The organism is Pseudomonas sp. OVF7, assembly GCF_030644265.1.
Lineage (GTDB): Bacteria > Pseudomonadota > Gammaproteobacteria > Pseudomonadales > Pseudomonadaceae > Aquipseudomonas > Aquipseudomonas gorinensis.
In genome coordinates this window covers 6,939,193-6,961,199 of the sequence record NZ_CP128996.1, presented here as the reverse complement: position 1 = coordinate 6,961,199, position 22,007 = coordinate 6,939,193, and the positions used below count along the sequence as shown (strand labels likewise).

Here is a 22,007-nt window from a genome sequence, read left to right as displayed (position 1 = left end):
CTATCAGTGGTGGTGGCGCTGACGCCAGCCACCGCTCAACACAAAGTGTGAGAAGGTCACGAACTGCTCGGCCACTGGGGGCTGTACCGCATCTTTGCGATCACTGAATGACTCGCAGGCCTAAGCTTCCAGGCTATGGCCCTGGCCCTGCAGCGCCAGGCCAGCCAGGATGCCAACTGCACCAACGGCGAAACTGGCCAAGCTCAGGCTGAACACTCCGGAAACGATCAACAGGAAGCCGATGATAAACAGCGGCACGGCGATCAAGTGCAGCGCCAGGTTGGTCGGGTGCTGATGGTTTTGAGGGTAGTTGCGCCATTGCCAGGCGGGGAGATTGGGATGACGTTTGCCCATGATGGTGAATCCTCTGTCCGTTGAAACAACATGGGGAGAGTTTCGGTGGAGGTGGGCGGGGGAGCGAATTGGCATTGGCTATGGAGGCCATAGGGGGCACGTATTCAGAAGTTGTGACTGTCTAGAAAAAATAATCATCTGGCCCATTTATGTAAACATTTGGGTCCACAAGTGAAATGGATTTAGCTTTGAATTCAATTAAAAAGTTCTTATTAGTCGCCTGAAAATAAAACTGATTATTTTCCTTGGTGATTTTGACAAAAAATACCTCCCGAACAGGAATGTTTTGTATTTTTAGGCTGTGAATGCCATAACAGTCTATCCCCATCCTGCAGGTGTTGTAGCCTTGCCTTCCCATTTTTTTGGCAATATGTCAGGAAAGTCAGGTATGTCGAATCCTAGTCCCACAGAAGGTCGATCGTTTTCTATTTGTAAAGAAAAAAGAGCAATTCGCCAATTTCTACAGGTTCGTTAAAGATTTTTTCAAAGAATATATTTTGATCCGGTTCGTTCCAGTATTTCATCGTTTACTCCTGAAAATTGTAATGTTCCTTGGCTTCGGGTAACGGGGACGGATTTATTTAATGGAGCAGTGAATCGAATGTTCAGGTTATAAATAGTTCTGTCCCCTTTCTGCTAGTTGGTTTTGTAGTCTTCCCTCTGGTGCTAGATATTTAGGATGCTATTTGATGGCGTCGCGTAGTGTTGGGGAGTGTTTCAGATTGTTGAGTAGTTGTTCAAATTTGAATTTTTGGTCTGGAGAGGTTGTTGCGTTTTTGGTCATATCTTTTCAACGCTATATCCGTCTGAAGTCACTGTAAAAATAACCTCTTTTCTGATGGTTTCCTTGAAGCAGTAAGTCTTTGTATTTTGCAGAGGGGTAGTGCATTTTGCCTCTTGCGAGAGGGTAAGATCTTCTTCTTTATGAAGGCCGTTTGTTTCGATTCCAATCGCGCTAATACCTTTGAATTCTATGGGGTTGTGGAAGGTGATTAGTAAAAATTCATCTTGCTGGTTGGTAAAAACCATCAGCAATTCGTTACGCTTACACGTTACTTGTTGAATGGTTCCCTTCGAGATGTCAGGTACTTCTGTTTCAGGTTCTTTTTTATTCAAGGGTTGATCGGGTTTCCAAAATTTCAAGTCGGAAAAATGTCTCTCTATATCATCCATTTCGTCATCGCCGAGAGAATCATCAAAGTGTTGAGAAATTATCGTGCGTACCTTTGCCAACCTCTGGGTAACGGCACAGTCATCGATAAAGTCAGTGGTTGCTTTGCGGTATTCTTCCAGGGCACCAGGTTTTTCAGCATAAAAGCTGCCCATTTTGCGTAGGGATATTAGTATGTATTCAATTTCTTTAAGGGCATCAAGTGCCTCTTTGCCGCTGAGAACTATTTTTTGATTTTGCTCTAGCATTATTTTCTTCTCGTAAATGTAGGGTTGTTTAATGTTAGGTTACCTTTTACGGTTAGCTCCATGGTGCTGTATCTGGGGTTTTTTACCAGTTCTAGTTGTGACTCAGATACGTCCGTCTCAATGTAATCTCGGCCTTTGCTTTTGTCGATCTGATATTTTTCCTGTGCGTCTTTAGGGCTTAGCACTTTGCTCTTTGCAGGTTCAAGATAGACCCTGTTGTTATCTTGGGCCAATATCACTCCTGTTTTTTCAATGCCCTTTGAGCCTGCTCTGCTTGTGTAATGCCGTACTCTGACGGTGGTTTCTTGTTTTGACGCGGGAGCGGGAAGCGTTGGCTCGCCATTGTTAGCTTTTGTGTGCTTTGTTGGGCTCTCAGCGTTGTGTGATGGTTTACATCCATCCCCCCCTGGGCAGACGCTCAGTCCTAGGGGATCCACCCACCCGGTCGGATTGGGCGCGTACAAGTACGCGTTGATCCCACCCGCCAACTTCACCGGATCCGGTGTCAGGTAACGACCAACATCCGGATTGTAGTAGCGATGGCGGTTGTAGTGCAGCCCGCTTTCCTGATCGAAGTACTGACCCTGAAAACGCAGTGGGTTGTCGACTGTTCCGATGTCGAGCCGGGTGATTTCGCCGTAGGCGCGGTAGTGGGCGGACCAGACGATTTCGCCCTCGGAATTGGTGAGTTCCTGGGGTGTGCCGAGGTGGTCGAGTTGGTAGTGGTAGGGCTTCGTTTCTTTTGGGCCGAAGCCTTCCAATAGCGCCAGTGGGCGGAAGCTGTCCGGTTCGTAGAGGTAGCTGCGATGCTTTTCGGCGTGGTGTTCGGCAACCAGTTTGTCGCCTTGCCAGAAAAACTCCGTGGTGATGTTGTCGACCGTCTTGCTGATTCGTCGCCCAAACGGGTCATAGCGATAGCTCGCGGTTTGGCCGTTGGGTTGGGTGAGGCCGATCAGCCGATGCTGGCAGTCGTAGCGATACTCGGTGACGAGTTGATGGTCTTTGCCTCGCCGTTCGCGGATCAGGTTGCCGAAGGCGTCGTAGTCGTAGTGGCGGTCGCCCTGGATCATCAGGCGGTTGCCGGCGACGATGTCGGGGCCGGGGCGGTCTTGCATCAGCAGGTTGCCGGCCGGGTCGTGGGCGAAGCGTTCGTGCGGGTCTTGCGTGTGGTCGGCGCGGGTGAGGCGGGCGAGGGGGTCGTAGTGGTAGTGGTGTTCGCCTTTGCGGCTGTCGACTAAACGGGTGAGGTTGCCGGTTTTGTCGTAGTCGTAGTGGCGCTGGTAAAGGTGGGTGTCCTGTTGCGCGACGGTGTGGGCGTGCAGGCGGTGTTGTTCGTCGTAGTGGTAGTGGCTGAGGAGCTGGCCCTGTTGGCGTTGGTGTTCTTGGCCGGCCTTGAATAGATGAGAGGTCAGCAGTGCGCCATTTAACTCGACGGTGGCGAGGTGGCCGCCTTTGCTGTGGTTGAACACCACGCGGTTGTTGTCGGGCAGGCGCAGGTTTTGAAGCTGACCGCAGGCGTCGTAGCCATAGCGCAAGGTGCCCCAGCCTTGGTGTTCGGCGGTCAGGCGGTTTTGGCTGTCGTATTCGTAGGCTAACGCCCAGTGACCGTCGTCGACGCTGAGGAGGTTGCCTTGGCGGTCGTAGGTATATTCAACAAGGTTGCCGTCGGGCAGGGTTTTTCGTACGAGGCGTCCGGCGTGGTCTCGCTCATAACGAGTAACGAGCTGACTGCCATCGTCGCCGTGTTCGGTCTTTTCCTGCAGGTTGCCGTTGAGGTCGTAGGCATAAGCCGTACGCTGCCCATCAAACCCGACTTCCTGTTGAATCAGCCCGTTGGGGTGGTAGTCGAGCCGGTAGGTCTCGCCAACCTCGTTTTCGATCTCGGTCAGCAGTAACCGGGCGTTGTCGTAGCGGTAGTGGACCTGGGTGCCATCGGCATTGATACGGCGGCTGATCAGGTGCAAGCCGTCGGCGTATTCGTAGCGGGTGACACGCCCGAGTTCATCGCGTTCGGCGGTGATTTTTCCGTAGGGGTTGTAGCTGTATTCCCGACACGCCCCACCGGGCAGCACCACGCGAACCAACCGACCCACGCTGTCCCACTGATACTGGGTCAGCGCGCCATGCTCATCCTCGCGGGCAATCTGTCGACCCAAGTCGTCATAGCGATAGCGCCGCACACCGCCATTGGGCAGCGTCTGCTCCAGCAGTTGCCCGCGCTCATTCCACACCAGCCGCTGGCAGCTGTGATCCGGGTACCAAACCCCAACCAGTTGTCCGTATTGGTCGTAGCTGTAGTCGGTGACATGCCCATCGGGATCGGTCTTACGAATGACATCGCCCTGGTCATTGCGCTCGTACTTCCAGACCGCCAGACCCCGCCTTACAACCCGTACGAAGCCATTGTCATGCTCGTAGGACGTCGGCTCGTCATCCCCCGGAAACAGCGCGACCAAGCGCCCGGCTTCATCGTACTGATACGCCGTCACCGCCCCCAACGGGTCCTGCTCGACCGTTAGCCGACCTTTGTCATCGTAGGATTTGAAGTGCTGCGCACCGTCCGGATCAATCCGCTGCACCAGCCGCGCCCGGTGGTCATGGACATACACTTCCTGACTGCCATCGGCGTTGTGCACCGTGACGCGACCGTCCTCGCCCCAGACATAGCGCGTGTCCATCTGCGAAAAACTGGCCCAATGCCGGACACATCGCGCCGCCTTGCCAGACCGTTCCCACGCCCAGAAGAAACTCGCCCCACCGGCCAATTGCCGCTCGAGAATGACGTGCTGCTCGTCGTAGCGGTAAACCTCGCTTTCGCCGACGGCATTGGTCGCGCAAACCAGTCGGCCGGCATCGTCATAGGCGTAGGCAACAACGTGCTGCTCCGTCACCCAGACGTAGGGTTCATGCCCCGTGGCGCGCTGAACCTGGTAGTCCACCGCCACAATGCGGCCCCGTTCATAGCGCAAAAACAGCGACCGGCCCGCGCCGCTATCCAGGCGTTCGATGCGCCCCAATACGTCGCGGAAAATTCGCAGGCGGTTGTCATACGCATCACTGATCGAGACCAATACACCGTCGCGAAAGTGATAAAACCGCGCCGCCTGGGCCAGCACCAGTTCATCCGGCGAAGCGCCTAGATAGATCGCCGCTTCAGCCAGGCTGTTGGTGATCGCGGGGCGAGCGGCGGTGGGCAGTGGAAACTCAGTCGTGCGGTTTTCATGGTCAATCCAGACGACTGAATCGCCCACCACAGAAAGCCTGTGCGCCAGCGAATGACTCCAGCCAAACCCCAACCCGCAATCCACTTCCACCGCACTGGTGCGGTACAACCGGGTCCACTCGAACGGCAAGATCCCGTCCAGCGTGCCATCGGTGAGGGTGAGCAGCTCCTCGCCGGTAACCATCGACACCGGGCAGCCGTTGGTTACGGTTTTATCCGAAGACGCGGCAGCATCCCCCGCAGGGTTTTTCCCCGAAAGAGGCGCATCATCCACGTGCTCTTTTTGCTTCAGCACCGTGTTCTGCCGCGCCCGCCAGCGCATCTGCAGCGTGCCTTGCTTGAGCCCGCCGACCACGCCGCGAACCGCCACCGCTTTGTAGCGATCCACCGCCTGCATGAACTTCGTCAGAATCGCCAGCACGCCCTGAACAAAACCCACCGCCGCCTTAACCATCTGCGCGCCATACCTGGCCAGCCGCAGGCTCAAATACGCCACAGCCGCCGCCGGCAATGCGATGGTCAGCACCGCACCCATCACCAGGTCGATCAGCAGCGACACCACAAACCCAGCCGCCACTTGCGCAATCTCACTGGGCGGCAATGCGTCCAACCAGATCATCGCCGTGCGCACCAGCAGGAACAGCGCCGCTTCATCACTGGCGAGCAACATCGCCTGTTCCATGACCTTGGGGGCGCTGGCGGCCAAATCCGCCAGCTTGGCCGCTTCGGCGCCAAGCTGTTCGACGTACTTCAACGGGTCTTCAAGAATTGCCTGCACCAGCTGGATGCTGTCCCACACCTCGCGAATCGCCGCCCAACTGCCAGCCAATATCCCGCTGCCAATCGCGCTGGCCGTCGACTGTTGCCAATGCGGCTTGAACCCTTCCCACTGCGACCGCAGCCATTGCTCCAGGTCTGCGGTCAGCCCGGCGTAGGACACAAACAACGCGTCCACCTGTTGCGCCGACACGCCGCCTTGCACCCGTACCTGGTAGCGCGCGCCCGCGACGCATGGGTGTGAGCCTTTACCCTGTTCATCGAGCATGACCACGCTCGAACTGCCGTCATCCAGGCCGATCACCTCAACCGGGATATCGCCAATCGGCACGTCATACACCGACTCGAACTTGCTTTCGATCTGCAACATACCGCCCGCCGGGCAGCGGGCCACGGTGGAGAAGTCGGTATCGGAAAGGCTCACGGAACGTTGCGAATTCCCCGCGCGCAACACCCGATCCATCCCCAGCAACGACGGTAAATCAGCGGCGTGGCTCACCGAATCCAGCGCGCGCGAATACCAGGCCCCCAGTTGCTGGCGATACGTCACCAGGCTCTGATGGAAGCTATCCAGCTCATGTTCGATATGGGCAATGTGGGAAGCGTTGGTCATCCGTGACGTCTCGGCAGAAGGCAAGGCGTCGGAGTCTGCCGCAGCGAAAAGCGGCTGGATGAACGGTTTTGAAAATCAGAATGGGCTTACGTGGGCAGCGAAAAAATCGCGTCAGTTCACCTTCAAAGGCTACTTCAAATAGCGATGCTGCTCATTGACGAACAGTGTCCATGCGCCTCTTTCAGCTGGCTCTCAAACTCAAGCAAGCCGGCCTGTACGCTCTGTAACTTGGCGATTTGTGCGGCCAACTCGCGTTTCTTGCTGGCGATGGCCCGGTCTGCCCGCTCCCAAGGCAATGCGTCGCCTTGGGAACCGCGCAAAATTTCCTGCAACTCCTTGAGCTTGAAACCCAACTGCTGCGCACACTTGATAAACATCAGCAGCTCAACGCTCTGCTCTGAATAGACCCGGTATTGGCCCCGGCGCTGCGGCGTCGGCAGCAGGCCAATCGCTTCATAGTGCCGAATCGCCTTGATGGTCGTGCCCGACAATTGCGCGGCTTTGCCGATGTACATGAAAACTCCCTTTTCCCGCTAGTACGCTGGCTCGTGTCAGCCACTTGGCTCGCTGCCCCGGCGTAGAACCCAGCACCGCTCCCAGCAGTAACGTCTTGAGCGGCTTGATCCCGCAAAACGCCAATGTAGTGCTGCGCATCTGATGCACGCCCGGCATGCGATAGAACCAGCGGTAATACCACGGCAGCGTATCCAGGGTCACTAGCAAGTGTGCGGTGCGGCCGTGTAGCAGCTTGTCAGGAAACAGCTTGCCCTCACGGTATTTGAAGGCAAAGCCAGGTAGGAAAATGCGGTCGATAAAGCCCTTTAACAGCGCCGGGATGCCGCCCCACCAAATCGGAAAGACGAACGTCAGATGAGTGGCCCAGAGGATGTCGGATTGGGCGCTGAGCAGGTCGGGTTCCAAGGGCTGGATTTCGCTGTAGCCGTTGTGAAGGATCGGGTCGAAAACCAGATCACCCAGGCGTAGGACGCGCACCTCATGGCCGGCGATCTTTGCCGAGTGGCTGTAGGTGTCTGCCAGGGCCGAACAGAAACTGGTGGTTGAAGGATGGCCAAGGATGACCAGGATGCGTTGAGCCATGGGGCGTGACCTGAAAGTTGGGGCTTTCAGGGTAGGGTGTGCTGTATAGGGGAGAGTCAAGGGGGGCAACTGCTGGCACAAAACAGCGAAAGCCTGCTTTTCAGGGCAGGCTTATCGCAACCGTCGGCTTACTTACTTCTGATGGGCCGTCAGCGCCGCATAACCATTCATCAAGTTGCGATAGTTAGGGATACGCTGGGACAACAAATTCCCCAGGCCTTCGATATCGTTGCGCCAGTCGCGATGCAGCTCACACGCCACCGAGAACCAGTTCATCATCTGCGCACCCGCTTGGGTCATCCGGCTCCACGCTGCCTGCTGCACCGTGGTGTTGAAGGTGCCCGACGCATCGGTAACCACAAACACATCAAACCCTTCCGCCAGTGCCGACAAGGTCGGGAACGCTACGCATACATCCGTTACCACGCCGGCAATGATGATCTGCTTACGTCCGGTAGCCTTGATCGCCTTGACGAAGTCTTCGTTGTCCCAGGCATTGATCTGGCCTGGGCGAGCGATGTACGGCGCGTCCGGGAACATCTCTTTCAGCTCGGGGACCAGCGGGCCGTTGGGGCCTTGCTCGAAGCTGGTGGTGAGGATGGTCGGCAGGTTGAAGAACTTGGCCAGGTCCGCCAGGGCCAGCACGTTGTTCTTGAACTCGTTGGGCGAGAAGTCCTGCACCAGGGAGATCAGGCCGGTTTGGTGGTCGACCAGCAGAACTACGGCGTCGTCTTTGTTCAAGCGGTTGTAGGTTGCAGTGCTCATGGTTGAATCCTTTTTTGTTTAGGTTGGTTGGGCGTTGCGTTCAACATGGGCACAGATTAATGGGTGGTTGCTGGGGGATAAATCGGCTGGAATGGGTAATACCGTCAACTCAAAAGCGACAATTCATGAGTTGTCAGTAGGACTGATCCTTTTAGTGGTCGGAAAAGTAAGTCAAAAAATCTCACGCGTGAGCTATTGAGCGTGGCAAAAAATGCCTGTAGATTTTCTCACGCGTGAGTTTTTCACAGCGAGGTCAGTACCATGGAACGCCGCTCTCCATCGAGTCCGTCCAAAGGGCCCGATACCGATTCAACGAGCCTTCAGGGAGAGCGCTTGAAGCCGTCCGCCAAAAAGCCATCGAGCTTTTACATGAAGCAGATGCGTGCAGGCCTGGCGGCCGCCGGCTACGTGAAACACGAGACTTGGGTGCTTCCCGAAAACCGAAGCTTGCTCAAGCAGATGGAGAAACAGCTTCGCCAGCCGATTCTGGCTGGCTCATTCATGTCGGAGAATTACATGAGCGCAGGTACCAACTGGAATATCGATCGCCTCTACACCGCTCTTCAGGCCCTGGACGACGTGGTGTCCAAGGACATTACGCTTTCTCTCGTCCAAGGCTCCGAGTCCAGTATCAAGCTGGAAATGAACGACTTCGGTGGCTTGCCGATTTACATCGCGGTGGTGGGCGAGCAGATCATCGTTGACACCGTTCTAGTCGATGTCGAATCCATCAACGATGTCACGAAATTCAATGACGCGGTGTTGCGCAGCCGGGAAATGTTCCCGCTGTCCTCGATCGGTATCGAGTCCATGCCTAACGGGCAAGTTGTCTACAACATGTTCGGTGCGTTGAGTTCCGACTCCAGCCTGACAAACATCGTCACCGAGGTGAAAACCCTGGTCGACAACGTGCAGCGCGCCAGCGAAGCCTTCGAACGTTTCTTCAATTAAGTATTCGGGAGTATCCAATGACTCAGTCCATCTGGAGCAAATTGTTCACCGCGCTGCGTGGCGGTGCCAATGAAGTCGGCGAATCGATCGTCGACCAACAGGCCCTGCGCATTCTGGATCAGGAAATTCGCGACGCCGACACCGCGCTGGCCAACGCCAAGCGTGAACTGGTCAGCATCATGGCCAAGCACAAATTGGCGACTGATCGCGTCAACGAGTACGACGCCAAGATCAAGGACCTGGAGTCCAAGGCGGTGGCTGCCCTGCAGGCCAATCGTGAAGACCTCGCCCTGGAAGTGGCCGAAGCCATCTCGACCCTGACCAACGAGCGGGATGTGGAGCACAAGCAAGCCACCGAGTTCGGTGGCTATGCCGAAAGCATGCGCAAGGACATCACCAAGGCCGAAAGCCGGATCAAAAGCCTGCGCCAGCAAGTGGATATGGCCAAGGCTCGCGAAAGCGTACAGAAGGCCCAGGTCAGCGCCTCCATCGCCAGCGGCGGTGCCAACGGCAAGCTGGAAACCGCCGTCGGTACGCTGAATCGTTTGCAGGCCAAGCAACAGCAGCGCGCCGCTGAACTGCAAGCCCAGGATGAACTGGCGGATGCATCGACCGGGACCGACCTGGAGCGCAAGCTGCGCGAAGCCGGCATCACGCCGAACGAAGGCAGCGCCAATGCGATTCTGGAGCGTCTGAAGCAAAAGTCGGCGGAGTAAGCAGCGTCGCCGCAGGGAGGGCAGTGTCTGCCCTTCTTTTTTACGTCGAGGTCAGGATGGATGCCCTGAAGGGTTTCAAGACAATCGCAGGCTTGGCCTTCTTCATGGTCGCGCTGCAACTGCTCAATGTGGCGACCGGTTACAGCCTCATGGCGTTCGGCCTGATCCCGAGAACGCTGCAGGGGCTGCCCGGCATCCTCACCTCACCGTTTTTGCACGGGTCGTTTGCCCACCTGAGCGCCAACCTGGTTGCCTTTTTGATCCTGGGCTCCCTGGTGATCATCGAAGGGCTCAATCGGTTCGTTACCGTCAGCGCGATCATTATCCTGCTGGGCGGTTCACTGCTCTGGTTGTTCGGTTTTGCGGGCATACACGTGGGGGCCAGCGGCTGGGTCTTCGGGTTATGGGCCTACCTGTTATCGCGCGCCTGGTTCCACCGGAGCTGGAGCAACCTGATAACGGCCGGTGTCGTAGCGGTACTGTATGGCGGCCTGATCCTTGGCTTCCTGCCGCGTCAGGGTGTTTCCTTCGAGGGGCATCTGTTTGGTGCATTCGCCGGATTTATTGCAGCCAAGGTACTTCTCTCCAAACCACGCAGCAGGTTTAATGCCGGCTGAACGCACTTGAGCATCCAGACGTCGAGGCGTTGGCGTGATCAGGAATCAAGTACCCAGGGAGTCAGGGACGGAATGTCGATTTTTCTTTTGCTGCGCATGTACGCCGCCTCCCTCTTTCACCGTTTCGGCTGGGCAGGCCTGGTCGTTGCCTTGGGTGTTCACCTGAGCACGGCTTATCTGGGCCTGGTGTACCTGGGCGAACAGCACCTCACCGCTCCGGCCACGTTTGTTTACTTCTATCTCACCACCACGCTGACCGTCGGCTATGGCGATCTTGCGCCACAGACCTCGGCGGGGCGAGTGTTCGTAGCGACCTGGGTCATGCTCGGCGGCATTGCGCTGCTGACGGCAGCCATCGGCAAAACCACCAGCACTGTCATCGATGCATGGAGAAAAGGCATGAAGGGCAAAGGCGATTTCACCGGCAAGGTCGGCCATACCGTGCTCATCGGCTGGGAGGGCGCGTCCAGTGAGCGGGTCATCGAGTTGTTGCTTCAAGACGAAACCTCGAACGACAACCTGATCGTCATCTGCGATTGCACCCTCGAAGAAAACCCGATGCCGGGCAAAGCGGCGTTCATCCGTGGTGAGAGCCTGTCCTCCACAGCGTTGTTGCTGCGTGCCGGTGTGCCCGGCGCCGAGCGTGTGCTGGTGCGAACCCCATCTGACGATTTGACGCTGGCCACCGTGCTGGCGGTGAATCAACTGAGTCCGGTCGGGCACGTCGTCGCCCACTTCAATGAAAGTGAAATTGCCGCACTGGCCAGTTCCTACGCCCCCAGCCTGGAATGCACGTCAAGCATGGCCATCGAAATGTTGGTGCGCGCCTCCCAGGATCCGGGCTCGTCGGTGGTCATCAATGAGTTGCTGTGCGTGGGGCAGGGCGCCACCCAATACCTGATGAGATTGCCCGAGGCGTTTGAAGCAACGTTCGGCGATCTGTACACCCAAATGAAAGAGCGCCACAACGCCACCCTCATCGGCTATCGCGCCAAAGGTGCCCAGCAACCCTCGATCAACCCGCCCAGCGCTACGCGCGTTGAAGGCGGCGAACTCTTCTACATCGCCTCCACCCGCCTCAAGGAAATTTCCAATGGGATGGTTTAAACAGTTGATGGGGCTTGAGGCCCCGCAAGCGACTACACAATCGAAAGGCGCCGCCGCCGAACCGCTGCCGACCAGCGGGCCTCTGGGCCTGGCACCGGGCAAAGGCGTGATATTCGATGCGACCCTGAAGTTGTTGCTCGACGGGAAAACCACAGTGGTTATCCCCGGCTCCCAGGAAATCTGGAGTAACGGCACCGTGGACCTCGGGCAGTCGACCTGGCTGTCGCGCTATTACATGAACGACGAAGACTACTGGTTGCAGGTGCACACCACGGGCGACATCGCCGGGCAGGTCGAGTCGGTGATCCTGTTCAACTACCTGAGTTACGTCACCCTCAGCAGCGAGGCTGAATTGCGTCGGCTGGCGGGGCCGCAGAGTCTGATCGGGTTGCCGACCTACACCCACAATGGCGTCGAGTACACGCGCGTGTGGGGCAGCGAGGACGGCCAGACAGAATTGGTGGCCATGAGCGAGCACGTGATAAACCCCGAGGACTCCTACAGTGTCGAGCACCGCTCGATGCTATATGCCCGTGACACAGGCCTGACCGATCGACGGGAGTTTCTGTTGTTCTCTGTCGAAGAAGACGCTGAAGGCACCGTCAGCCTGAGCACGTCGCTGGGCATTTCGCTGTACACAACCGACTTGAATGCGCTCTAAAAAAGGAAGAAGTCCATGCTAGAAGCTCTCTCCATCTCCCTGAATAAAGCCGCCGTCGTCGGCTTTGTCACCTACATTCTGGGGGCGGCGGTGCTGTTCGCGCTGTTCCAGTTCATCTACACCCGCGTTACCCCGCACAAGGAGTTCGAGCTGATCCGGGCGGGCAACGTTTCCGCGGCAGTCGCCCTGGGCGGCGCCATCGTCGGTTTCGCCATTCCAGCCAGCAACGTGATTGCCTACTCGATCAGCATCCTCGACTTCGTCGTCTGGGCGGTGATCGCCGCCGTCGTCCAACTGTTGGCGTTTCTGCTGACCAGCCTCGTGCTCAAAGGCACTTCCGAGCGCATCAAGAGAGGCGAGCTCGCTGCGGGCATCTACGTGGCCGCCGTGGCGATCAGCGTGGGCATGTTGAATGCCGCGTGCATGACGCCTACCCAGAACTGATTGCGCACGGAGCTCCCGATGAAACGAAGCAAGTACGTCCAGCTTTCGCTGGCAGCGTCGGTCGCCATGGCGATATCCGGTTGTGGGCCGACGGAAAAAACCTACGATTTGCAGAAAAAGTACAACTTCCAGTCGGTTCAGCAGTGTGCCGATGAAAAGCTTCCAGTGGACGTCTGCTCGGACGCCTACATGACCGCCCTGGCCGAGCATCGCCGCATTGCCCCGGTATACGCCAGCCAGGCCGATTGCGATGCCGACTTTGTCGCGGGCTGGTGCCAGCTGGACTCCAATGGCCAGTTCATTCCCAAGCTGGGCGGTTTCGAACTGACCGCCGAAGGCCAGGTGACACAATCCCAGGTAGACGCTGCCCAGGCCCAGGTTCCCGGCTCGCAGGCCAGCAGCGGCGGCTCCGGCTTCTCCACCAGCAGCCTGCTGACCGGTCTGCTGATCGGCAACATGCTGAGCAGCAATCGCAACAGCTACCGCTCCGAGCCTGTGTATCGCTATCGCGATGATCGCGGCGACTACGGCTCCTCGACGCTCAATCAGCGGGTCTCGAATGGGGCGACGTTTGGCCGCTCGAATCAGGCCAGGTACGGCAGCAGCAATTACACCAACACGCTGCGCTCTTCCAGCCAGTCGAGCTCCGTGGCGTCGGCCACCTCCCGTGGCGGCTTCGGCAGCAAGGCCAGCGCACGCAGCGGCTGGGGCGGCGGCGGGTCGAGCAGTTAGGGAGCCGGGCCATGAAGAAAATCCATTGCGCAGAACGTGATGACTGGAAACAGACGGCTGAAAACCTTGGCTTTCTGTTCCATACCATCGACGACGAACCCTACTGGGACGAGAGCGCGTATTACCAGTTCACGCTCAAGCAAATCGAGAACGACCTCGAAGACCCGACCACCGAGATCCATGACATGTGCATGGACCTCGTGGCCCGCGTGGTCCAGAGCGAAGAGCTGCTCGAGCGCCTGAGCATTCCCGCGCCCTTCTTCGACATGATCAAAACCTCATGGCTCGAAGGCCACCCGCACCTGTACGGGCGCATGGACTTCTCCTACAACGGCACCGGGCCCGCCAAGCTGCTGGAACTCAACTACGACACACCGACCAGCCTCTACGAGGCAGCGGCATTCCAGTGGGGCTGGCTGGAGCAATGCATCGAACGCGGCTTGCTGCCCAAGCATGCCGACCAGTTCAACAGCATCGACACCAAACTCCACCAGGCTTTCGCTCAACTGCAGGTCAACCAGCCGTTCTACTTCGCCTCCATGAAAGACTCGGTCGAAGACAAAGGCACCACCGACTACCTGCGCCTGGTCGCAGAAAAAGTCGGCATCGAATCGCGCCACATCGACATCGAAGACATCGGCCTGACCGCAGAAGGTCGCTTCGTTGACCTTGAAGATCGCTGGATTCCCCACCTGTTCAAACTGCACGCCTGGGAATTCATCTTCCACGAACCCTTCGGCGCTGCGATCGCCGAGAGTGACACGCAGTTCTTCGAACCCGCCTGGAAGTCCATCCTCTCCAACAAAGGCGTCTTGCCGCTGCTGTGGGAATTCAACAAAGGCCACCCCAATTTGCTCGCGGCCCACCTGGATACCGACCCAGGTAAAGCCGTGCCAAAGGGCTGGGTGCGCAAGCCGTTCTTCTCGCGGGAAGGGGCCAACATCGAGCTGCAAACTGCTGACGGACTGATCGTGAAAGAAGACGGCCCCTACACGGACGCGCCGTTTATCCTTCAGGAATTCGCACCGCTACCGCGGTTTGGGGACAGCTATACGTTGATTGGGTCCTGGGTGATTGGGGACCAGGCGGCGGGGATTGGGGTGCGGGAGGATAATAGTTTGATTACCAAGGATTCGAGCCGGTTTTTGCCGCATTTGATATTGGATTGAGGCTGGAGCTTACAGGGCCAGCAGGGCTGATCTCTTTCATTGGCAGGACGCTTCCGAGAGAATCCCCCACCGCATTGCGCCAGCGGAATTCCGTGACTAGGCTGCGATCCGTCACTGCCTATTCAGTGATCGGGTTTAGTCGCCCGGATTTGATTGGTGCATAAGCAACGATAAGGGTGATCGCGTCCGCTTAAAAATACGCGGACACCATCGCCCTTAAAGCTGGAGTTCGGAAGGTGAGTTCGCCGGACGCTTACAGATGGGTTTTAGTCATTGGGGCGTACGCTCACTAGGTCGTCCAATTAAAGGCGAGGCCACTCTTATGAGCGCCTTTCTCATGTCGTCAGTGTAAGCACGTGCGCGGAACGTGTCGCTTTTTTTAGATTTTTGCGACATGTTTCGGACTTGTGTCGCTGTCAACGACATGTTGAGCATCGACCAGCTAGCAACATGCTCCGAGGCGTCGGAAAAGTAAGCGCCGTCTAGTCCGCTATCTGAGTTCAAGCGAACGCTAGCTTGCTCCAGCCTAAAGCCGCTCGTGCGGAAATGAACGAGCTTGAGGGCGTTAAATTGGTGGAATCTGGCTGGGAAAAAGTTTAAAGGCCAGATCAGTACTCTACGAAGTAATCGCTACCCAGCTGCTTTACTTCGTAAACCTGTTTCACGTTGCAGCCCAGGTTGTTTTCGACCATCAGCCGTGCCAACTCAAAGGCATCGATCAGCACCACTTTTATATCCAGGCTCATGGTTGCTTCACGGGCACCGCTTGAGAAGTCTGAAGTGGTAATGAAACACTCCTTGTTGGTGGCGGATCGGGTTCTTGGGGCATACAGCCTAGATAATGCTGCTGAGAGGCATATGAGGCGATAATCTGTCCGCGTTGGCTATTCAATCGCCCAACAGCTGTTGGACAATTTGGATTTGTGATTCTTGTGGGCATTAAAAAGCCGGCTTGTGGCCGGCTTCTCGGGGACCGCCTCAGCTTGTTTTTGACAAACCTCACCAGCCTTCAAATCGCTCAGCCAACATTGCGTCTGGCTGAATAGTAGGGGCATCCGCGGGAACGTCTCCGCTTCGCCAGGCAAGGTGGATAGCCTAAGACCACCCCCTGCCAAATGTGCGGCGCATGATACCCACATTCACTTCAAATGCCCACCTCCGGATCCGATTTAGAGCCTTCCCAGCCCAGCAGGTGTTCATCCAGTGGCACCGGTGGGCGGCGGTTGTTGAGGGTGGACCACCAGAATACCCAGCCCACGACCTGGAAGTTTTGTTCGAAGCGTTCCTCGTAGGTGAGGTGTTCGTCCGGGTGCTCGTTGGCGTTGTGGCTGCGCATGCGCAGGCCGCCGCCCGGGCGGTTGTAGAGGTATTTGATGCGCAGCATGCCGTCGTGTTCGACGGCGTAGATTTCGCCGTCGATGATTTGGGTGCGGCCGCGGTCGATGGCGAGGGTGGCGCCTTGTTGGATGATGTCGATCATGCTGTTGTCGACCATATAGGCGCCTACCGCGCGGTCGGGGTTGACGGTGAGGGTTTCGAGGGTGTGCAGGGAGACGCGGATGCGCTCGGTGGAGGTGAATGACGGGTGGAGGGGGATCTCCACGTCGATTTTTTCCGGGGGGCAGACTGGGCCTGTGAGGTATTTGCCGCTCTCTTCGCGGAAGGGGAGTGCTTTCCTTGCAGTGGGGCCGTCCAGCAGGAAGTTGGCCGGCGGATGTTTGGGGCCCAGGCCGGCGTGTAGCCAGCGGCTGGAGACGCACAGCAGCTCTGCGATCTCGTTGAGTCGGCCCATGGGGACGCCGCGTTTGAACCAGTTGTTCACGTGTTGAGGCGTGACGCCGCGGTTCTTGGCGAAGTCGGAGGCGGAAAGATTAACTTCCCGTAATAGCGCTTTTAAGCGATCACCTGATGTATTCATAAACGCAGAGTTTACTGGCCGGAAAAACAGATCAAATAAACCATGCGTTGAATCGCGCGAGTAGGATTTTGCTTAGTTGTGGCTTTATCTTTCGGACTTGCTGGTTAGTTGAACGCTGTGAGTTAAACATTGAACTTGGCGTTTAATTTTCCCCACAAAAAAAGCCCCGAATAATCGGGGCTTTTTTAATTGCCGGGGCAATGAGGAGCGGGCATCAGCCTTTGTAGGCAGCGACCGACTTCATGATCTCGGCACGGGCGGCGTCTGCGTTGCCCCAACCGTCGATCTTCACCCATTTGCCTTTTTCGAGGTCTTTGTAGTTCTCGAAGAAGTGCTTGATCTGTTCCAGCAGCAGTGGGGGCAGGTCGGTGTATTCCTTCACGTCGACGTACAGCTGGGACAGCTTGTCGTGTGGCACTGCGATCACTTTGGCATCGCCGCCGCCGTCGTCAGTCATGTTCAGGATGCCGACTGGGCGTGCGCGGATGACCGAACCTGGGGTAACCGGGTAAGGGGTTACAACCAGCACGTCGAGGGGGTCGCCGTCGTCAGCCAGGGTGTTGGGGATGAAACCGTAGTTGGCCGGGTAGAACATCGGGGTGGCCATGAAACGGTCAACGAACAGGCAGTCGCTGTCTTTGTCGATTTCGTATTTGATCGGCGCGTGGTTGGCCGGAATTTCGATGGCGACGTAGATGTCGTTCGGCAGGTCTTTGCCAGCCGGAATCTTGCTGTAGCTCATTGGGCGTTGCCCCCGTAGTTGGCCATGGAACATGGCCGGATTGGCCTAAAAGTGGCGGCGATTATAGGCATATTCTGACGCCGATGCCATGCGCCAGACGTCGTACGGTCATTCGCCTTGTGGCCGATAACGCGGGTCGCTGGCTTGCAGTTGGTTCAGGCGGGCCAGGGGATCCTGGCGATAAAAGCGGCTCAGTTGCGCATACACCTGTGGATAACTTTCCGTCAGTAAATCCGGCGCGCTGAAAAAATATTCGCTGGTGACGGCAAAGAATTCCGCCGGGTTTTCGGCGGCGTAAGGGTCGATGGCCGTCTCGGCGTCGGGGTTGGCATCGAGTTGGCGGTTGAGGTCGTCAAACGCGCTTTGCATCACGCTGGCCCACTCCTGCACGCGCATGTCGTGGTGCAACGGCGGCAGGCCGTTGGCATCGCCATTGAGCATGTCGAGTTTGTGCGCCAGTTCGTGGATAACCAGGTTGTAGCCTTCCCAGTTGCCGCTGGCCAGCACGCCGGGCCAGGCGAGGATCACCGGACCCTGCTGCCAGGCTTCGCCGCTGTGTTCGCCGTCCCACTCATGCTCGACACCGCTGGCGTCGCGATGGCGTTGCGGGCTGAGGAAGTCGTCTGGGTACAGCACGATTTCGTGGAAGCCCTGGTACCAGTCGAGGTCGCCGAGGTTCATCAAGGGCAGTTGCGCCTGGGCGGCGAGCAGCAGGCGTTGTTCCTGATGCAGGTCGACGCCGGGCAGGGCGGTGAGGTGTTTTTCGGCGAGGAATACCACGCAGGCTTCGCGCAGCCACTGGTCCTGTTCGGCGCAGAGGCCGTCGAGGAAGGTCAGGTGGTGGCGCACCCGTTGCCAGGTGTCATCGGCAATCGGGTGCTTGGCCAGCAGGCGCCGGCGACGCCAGGCGCTGAGGGACCACATGGCCGGTCAGTGCGGCTTGGCTTCGGAGGAGGTGCGACCACCAAAGCGGCTGCGGACTACACCAATGATCATCGGCACCAGCGACAGCAGAATGATGAACACCACCAGCAACGACAGGTTTTTCTTGATGAACGGTACGTTGCCGAAGAAGTAGCCCAGTGTCACCAGGCCGCCGACCCAGAAGACGGTGCCCAGCACGCTGAAACCGAAGAAACGCGGGTAGGGCATTTTCGCGATACCGGCGACGAACGGTGCAAAGGTCCGCAGGATTGGCAGGAAGCGCGCCAGGGTCACGGTTTTGCCGCCGTGCTTGTCGTAGAAATCGTGGGTTTTTTGCAGGTAGTCGCGGCGGAAGATTTTCGAGTTCGGGTTGCTGAACAGGCGTTCCCCGGCCGTTCGCCCGATCACGTAGTTGGTGCTGTCACCGAGGATCGCCGCCAACATCAACAGGCCGCCGAGCAATACCGGGTCCATGCCACCGCCCGCTGCGACGGCGCCGGCGATAAACAGCAACGAATCACCCGGCAGGAACGGCATGACCACCAGGCCGGTTTCGCAAAAGATGACGAGGAACAGAATGGCGTAGATCCACGGACCGTAATTGGTAACCAGCAGGTCGAGGTAGACGTCGAGATGCAGGATAAGGTCTAGCGGGTTGAAATCCATGGATGGCACCTGTGTGGACGGCCCGGCTCGGCAGGCCTGTGCGGAAGCTCGGGTAATAAGGCTACAAGTGTATGTAGTGTTTCTTACAACCCTGAAAGGTCCGCATTATACGGATTGAGAGGTGAAAAGCGTGTTGGTTTTGTAGCGGGGGATGTCGCGATGCACGGTCCACAGATCGCCAGAAATGCATTGTGGGAGCGAGTTTCCTCGCGAAAGCATTCGGTCAGTTATAAATAGTCTGACTGAAAAGCCGCTATCGGGGCAGGCCCCCTCCCACAAGGTGTCAGGGCGTCAGTCTTCGCTGATCGGCAGGGTGTAGTTCTTGAACTCGGTGTCCTCGCGAAACCCGATCGACTCATAGGTCTTCTGCGCCACTTGATTGTTACTGCTGGTCGACACCCGCAGCCGCACCGCATGAGTCTCCTTGGCCATCTTCTTCGCTGTACGTATCAGGTTATCCGCCACCAGTTGCCGACGCGCGTCTTCGGCCACATAGATGTCGTTGAGTATCCACACGCGTTTGAGCGACAACGACGAAAAGCTTGGGTACAGCTGACAGAACCCCAGCAGCCGCTTGTCGTCATCGTCGGCCAGGGCCAGGTATATCACCGACTCCTTGCGGCGCAGGCGCTTTTCCAGGAAAGCCCGCGACGAATCCGGGAACGGCAGCGCCCCGTAGAACTCGCGGTATTTGACGAACAAGGGGGTCAACAGGTCCAGGTGTTCCAGGGTCGCTTGAGTGATCCGCATGCCAGGCCTCAACTTCCAAAGGGTATGACCACGCGAGCGGCCGTGACTCGATGCTGCCTAAAGACGCAAAAAAGCGCAATCGTGCCGCGATCAGTCCAACGGCGGGCTGAGCAGGAAGTTGCCTTTCATCAGGTCCGGGTCGTCGGACTCAATGGTCTGCACCTGCGCCTCATCCTTGAGGTTGACCCCCGACAACTGCCGGCGACACGCCTCTCGCATCAAGTACAGCAGGCGGTGGGCCGCCATGCCATAACTCAAGCCTTCCAAGCGCACGTTGGAGATGCAGTTGCGGTAGGCATCGGTCAGGCCGACCTTGGGGTTGTAGGTGAAATACAGCCCCAGGCTGTCCGGCGAACTGAGTCCCGGCCGTTCGCCGATCAGGATCACCACCATCTTGGCCCCCAGCAATTGCCCGATCTCATCCGCCACCGCCACGCGGCCCTGTTCCACCAGGATCACTGGCGACAAGGACCACCCCTCGGCGTGAGTCTGTTCCTCCATGCGTGCGAGAAACGGCAAGGTGTGTTTATGCACGGCCAGCGCCGACAGGCCATCGGCCACCACCACCGCCAGGTCCACACCGCCAGGATTGGCCGCCGCATAGTCGCGCAGGCTCTGGGCCGATTCATCACTCAAGCGCCGCCCCAGGTCGGGGCGTTGCAGGTAGCTATGCCGATCGACGGCCGCACTGTGCAGCAACAGGCTGTCACGCCCGCGTTCGGCCAGTTGGCTGCTGAGGCCCCCATGGTCGAAGGGCAGGTGCACTGCGTCCCGCGCCTGGGCATGGGCGAACTGGAAGTCCAACTGTGCGCTGGTCGGGATGCTCGTGCCGGTACGGCCCAGGGCAATGCGCGCCGGGGTCAGGCGGCGTAGCTCCAGCCACGGGTTTTCAGGAAGGTCGAGTTGCACGGGTGGCTCCTTCATCCCAATTGCGCCAAGGCGTGGCGAAATGCCGGGGGCAGGCTGTTGCCGAAGCGCACCTTGCCGTCGGCTTGCGTGAAGATGCCCATCTTCGCCAGCCACTGTTCAAATTCCGGTGCCGGCTTTAAACCCAGGGTTTGGCGGGCGTACAGGGCGTCATGGAATGAGGTGGTCTGGTAGTTGAGCATGATGTCGTCGGAGCCGGGGATGCCCATGATGAAGTTGATGCCGGCCACGCCGAGCAGGGTCAACAGGGTGTCCATGTCGTCCTGGTCGGCTTCGGCGTGGTTGGTGTAGCAGATGTCGCAACCCATCGGTACCCCCAGCAGCTTGCCGCAGAAGTGGTCTTCAAGGCCCGCGCGAATGATCTGCTTGCCGTTGTACAGGTACTCGGGGCCGATAAAGCCAACCACGGTATTCACCAGGAACGGCTTGAAGTGGCGGGCCACCGCATAGGCGCGGGTTTCGCAGGTTTGCTGGTCGACGCCAAAGTGCGCATTGGCCGACAAGGCGCTGCCCTGGCCGGTTTCGAAATACATCAGGTTCTGGCCCAGGGTGCCACGGTTCAGGCTCAAGCCCGCCTCGTAGCCTTCCTGCAACACACTCAGGCTGATGCCGAAACTGGCGTTGGCCGCCTCGGTACCGGCAATTGATTGGAATACCAGGTCCAGCGGCACGCCACGGTTGATGGCTTCGATGGAGGTGGTGACGTGGGTCAGCACGCAGGCCTGGGTGGGAATGTCGTAGCGCTGGATGATCGCGTCGAGCATTTCCAGCATGGCGCAGATCGAGGCGATGCTGTCGGTGGCCGGGTTGATACCGATCATGGCGTCGCCGTTGCCGTAGAGCAGGCCGTCGAGAATGCTGGCCGCGATACCGGCCGGTTCATCCGTGGGGTGGTTGGGTTGCAGGCGGGTCGATAAGCGCCCGCGCAGGCCCATGGTGCCGCGAAACTGGGTGACCACGCGGATCTTCTGCGCCACCAGCACCAGGTCTTGCACGCGCATGATCTTGGAGACGGCGGCGGCCATTTCGGGTGTCAGCCCTGGCGCCAATGCGCGTAGGGATTGTTCATCGGCCGCATCGCTGAGCAGCCAGTCGCGCAGGCCGCCGACGGTCAGGTGGCTGACCGGGGCAAACGCCTGTTTATCATGGGTGTCGATGATCAGTCGGGTGACTTCATCGCTTTCATAAGGGATCAGCGCCTCTTGCAGAAAGTGCGTCAGCGGGATATTGGCCAAGGCCATTTGCGCCGCCACCCGCTCGCCGTCGTTCTGCGCGGCGACGCCGGCGAGAAAGTCCCCGGAGCGTGCGGGGCTGGCCTTGGCCATCACGTCCTTGAGGCTGTCGAAGCGGTAGGTTTGTGCACCCACCGCGTGGGAAAAGCTTGCCATACAGTGTCTCCTTGACGACGCGGGCAGGAACCCGCGTCGAGGTTTA

General features: G+C 58.1%; 22 protein-coding genes and 1 pseudogene. 8 read left to right on the top strand and 15 right to left on the bottom strand.

Translation table 11 applies throughout. The features are described 5' to 3' along the window. Window positions 1-3 precede the first annotated feature (3 nt). The 7 genes and pseudogenes from QU606_RS31695 to ycaC all read right to left on the bottom strand — a co-directional run bounded on the left by QU606_RS31695 (window position 4) and on the right by ycaC (window position 8,249). Window positions 4-354: pseudogene (locus tag QU606_RS31695) on the bottom strand (terminase). Between the two features lie 121 nt (window positions 355-475). Then, window positions 476-682 (bottom strand): hypothetical protein, encoded by a 207-nt coding sequence (locus QU606_RS33155; RefSeq protein ID WP_370531133.1) that lies wholly within the window; start codon window positions 680-682, stop codon window positions 476-478. Window positions 683-1,134: 452 nt separating this feature from the next. Beyond that, window positions 1,135-1,773, bottom strand: a complete 639-nt coding sequence (locus tag QU606_RS31690; protein ID WP_264675808.1) for a hypothetical protein — start codon at window positions 1,771-1,773, stop codon at window positions 1,135-1,137. Then, on the bottom strand, window positions 1,773-6,386 hold the full coding sequence (locus QU606_RS31685) for an RHS repeat-associated core domain-containing protein (protein ID WP_304997987.1): 4,614 nt from the start codon (window positions 6,384-6,386) through the stop codon (window positions 1,773-1,775). Before QU606_RS31685 ends, QU606_RS31690 begins: the two co-directional genes overlap by 1 nt. A 134-nt stretch (window positions 6,387-6,520) precedes the next feature. Continuing rightward, on the bottom strand, window positions 6,521-6,901 hold the full coding sequence (locus QU606_RS31680; RefSeq protein WP_024077634.1) for a MerR family transcriptional regulator: 381 nt from the start codon (window positions 6,899-6,901) through the stop codon (window positions 6,521-6,523). Next, a complete protein-coding gene (locus QU606_RS31675; protein ID WP_024077633.1) occupies window positions 6,840-7,484 on the bottom strand; it encodes an NAD(P)H-dependent oxidoreductase in 645 nt (214 codons plus the stop codon). The genes QU606_RS31680 and QU606_RS31675 overlap by 62 nt, the downstream gene beginning before the upstream one ends. 132 nt (window positions 7,485-7,616) lie before the next feature. After that, window positions 7,617-8,249: an isochorismate family cysteine hydrolase YcaC gene (gene ycaC, locus QU606_RS31670; RefSeq protein ID WP_024077632.1), complete on the bottom strand. Its 633-nt coding sequence runs from the start codon at window positions 8,247-8,249 to the stop codon at window positions 7,617-7,619. Between the two features lie 369 nt (window positions 8,250-8,618). Between ycaC and QU606_RS31665 the strand changes: the two genes are divergently transcribed. The 8 genes from QU606_RS31665 (at window position 8,619) to QU606_RS31630 (ending at window position 14,646) form a co-directional block, all read left to right on the top strand. Further along, complete coding sequence (locus QU606_RS31665) at window positions 8,619-9,200, top strand: YjfI family protein (RefSeq protein WP_081730367.1); 582 nt, start codon at window positions 8,619-8,621, stop codon at window positions 9,198-9,200. A gap of 17 nt (window positions 9,201-9,217) precedes the next feature. After that, complete coding sequence (locus QU606_RS31660; RefSeq protein WP_024077630.1) at window positions 9,218-9,916, top strand: PspA/IM30 family protein; 699 nt, start codon at window positions 9,218-9,220, stop codon at window positions 9,914-9,916. A gap of 56 nt (window positions 9,917-9,972) precedes the next feature. Further along, window positions 9,973-10,533, top strand: coding sequence for a rhomboid family intramembrane serine protease (locus tag QU606_RS31655; protein WP_304997986.1), 561 nt, complete (start codon window positions 9,973-9,975; stop codon window positions 10,531-10,533). Between the two features lie 72 nt (window positions 10,534-10,605). Then, complete coding sequence (locus QU606_RS31650) at window positions 10,606-11,640, top strand: ion channel (RefSeq protein WP_304997985.1); 1,035 nt, start codon at window positions 10,606-10,608, stop codon at window positions 11,638-11,640. Next, window positions 11,627-12,301 (top strand): DUF2491 family protein, encoded by a 675-nt coding sequence (locus tag QU606_RS31645; RefSeq protein WP_024077627.1) that lies wholly within the window; start codon window positions 11,627-11,629, stop codon window positions 12,299-12,301. Before QU606_RS31650 ends, QU606_RS31645 begins: the two co-directional genes overlap by 14 nt. Before the next feature lie 15 nt (window positions 12,302-12,316). Further along, window positions 12,317-12,745, top strand: coding sequence for a DUF350 domain-containing protein (locus tag QU606_RS31640; RefSeq protein ID WP_024077626.1), 429 nt, complete (start codon window positions 12,317-12,319; stop codon window positions 12,743-12,745). 18 nt (window positions 12,746-12,763) lie between these two features. Next, entirely contained in the window at window positions 12,764-13,477 is a 714-nt protein-coding gene (locus QU606_RS31635) for a DUF1190 domain-containing protein (protein ID WP_193689874.1), read from the top strand. An 11-nt stretch (window positions 13,478-13,488) separates the two neighbouring features. Further along, window positions 13,489-14,646 (top strand): glutathionylspermidine synthase family protein, encoded by a 1,158-nt coding sequence (locus QU606_RS31630; protein WP_150095307.1) that lies wholly within the window; start codon window positions 13,489-13,491, stop codon window positions 14,644-14,646. A 608-nt stretch (window positions 14,647-15,254) separates the two neighbouring features. Here QU606_RS31630 and QU606_RS31625 read toward each other — a convergent pair. The 8 genes from QU606_RS31625 to QU606_RS31590 all read right to left on the bottom strand — a co-directional run bounded on the left by QU606_RS31625 (window position 15,255) and on the right by QU606_RS31590 (window position 21,961). Continuing rightward, window positions 15,255-15,479 carry a restriction endonuclease gene (locus QU606_RS31625; RefSeq protein ID WP_304998658.1) on the bottom strand — a complete coding sequence of 75 codons (225 nt, stop codon included), beginning with the start codon at window positions 15,477-15,479 and terminating at the stop codon, window positions 15,255-15,257. A 311-nt stretch (window positions 15,480-15,790) separates the two neighbouring features. Continuing rightward, on the bottom strand, window positions 15,791-16,564 hold the full coding sequence (locus tag QU606_RS31620; protein ID WP_304997984.1) for an XRE family transcriptional regulator: 774 nt from the start codon (window positions 16,562-16,564) through the stop codon (window positions 15,791-15,793). Window positions 16,565-16,778: 214 nt separating this feature from the next. After that, window positions 16,779-17,306: an inorganic diphosphatase gene (gene ppa / locus QU606_RS31615; RefSeq protein ID WP_003176323.1), complete on the bottom strand. Its 528-nt coding sequence runs from the start codon at window positions 17,304-17,306 to the stop codon at window positions 16,779-16,781. A 108-nt stretch (window positions 17,307-17,414) separates the two neighbouring features. Further along, window positions 17,415-18,230 carry a zinc-dependent peptidase gene (locus tag QU606_RS31610; protein ID WP_304997983.1) on the bottom strand — a complete coding sequence of 272 codons (816 nt, stop codon included), beginning with the start codon at window positions 18,228-18,230 and terminating at the stop codon, window positions 17,415-17,417. 6 nt (window positions 18,231-18,236) lie between these two features. After that, on the bottom strand, window positions 18,237-18,896 hold the full coding sequence (locus QU606_RS31605; protein ID WP_069077088.1) for a DedA family protein: 660 nt from the start codon (window positions 18,894-18,896) through the stop codon (window positions 18,237-18,239). Between the two features lie 291 nt (window positions 18,897-19,187). After that, on the bottom strand, window positions 19,188-19,646 hold the full coding sequence (locus tag QU606_RS31600; RefSeq protein ID WP_069077089.1) for an N-acetyltransferase: 459 nt from the start codon (window positions 19,644-19,646) through the stop codon (window positions 19,188-19,190). Window positions 19,647-19,736: 90 nt separating this feature from the next. Continuing rightward, the gene (gene eutC, locus QU606_RS31595) at window positions 19,737-20,570 is read right to left on the bottom strand and encodes an ethanolamine ammonia-lyase subunit EutC (RefSeq protein WP_069077090.1); all 834 of its coding nucleotides are present in this window, start codon (window positions 20,568-20,570) and stop codon (window positions 19,737-19,739) included. Further along, on the bottom strand, window positions 20,567-21,961 hold the full coding sequence (locus tag QU606_RS31590; RefSeq protein ID WP_024077595.1) for an ethanolamine ammonia-lyase subunit EutB: 1,395 nt from the start codon (window positions 21,959-21,961) through the stop codon (window positions 20,567-20,569). The genes eutC and QU606_RS31590 overlap by 4 nt, the downstream gene beginning before the upstream one ends. Window positions 21,962-22,007 lie beyond the last annotated feature (46 nt).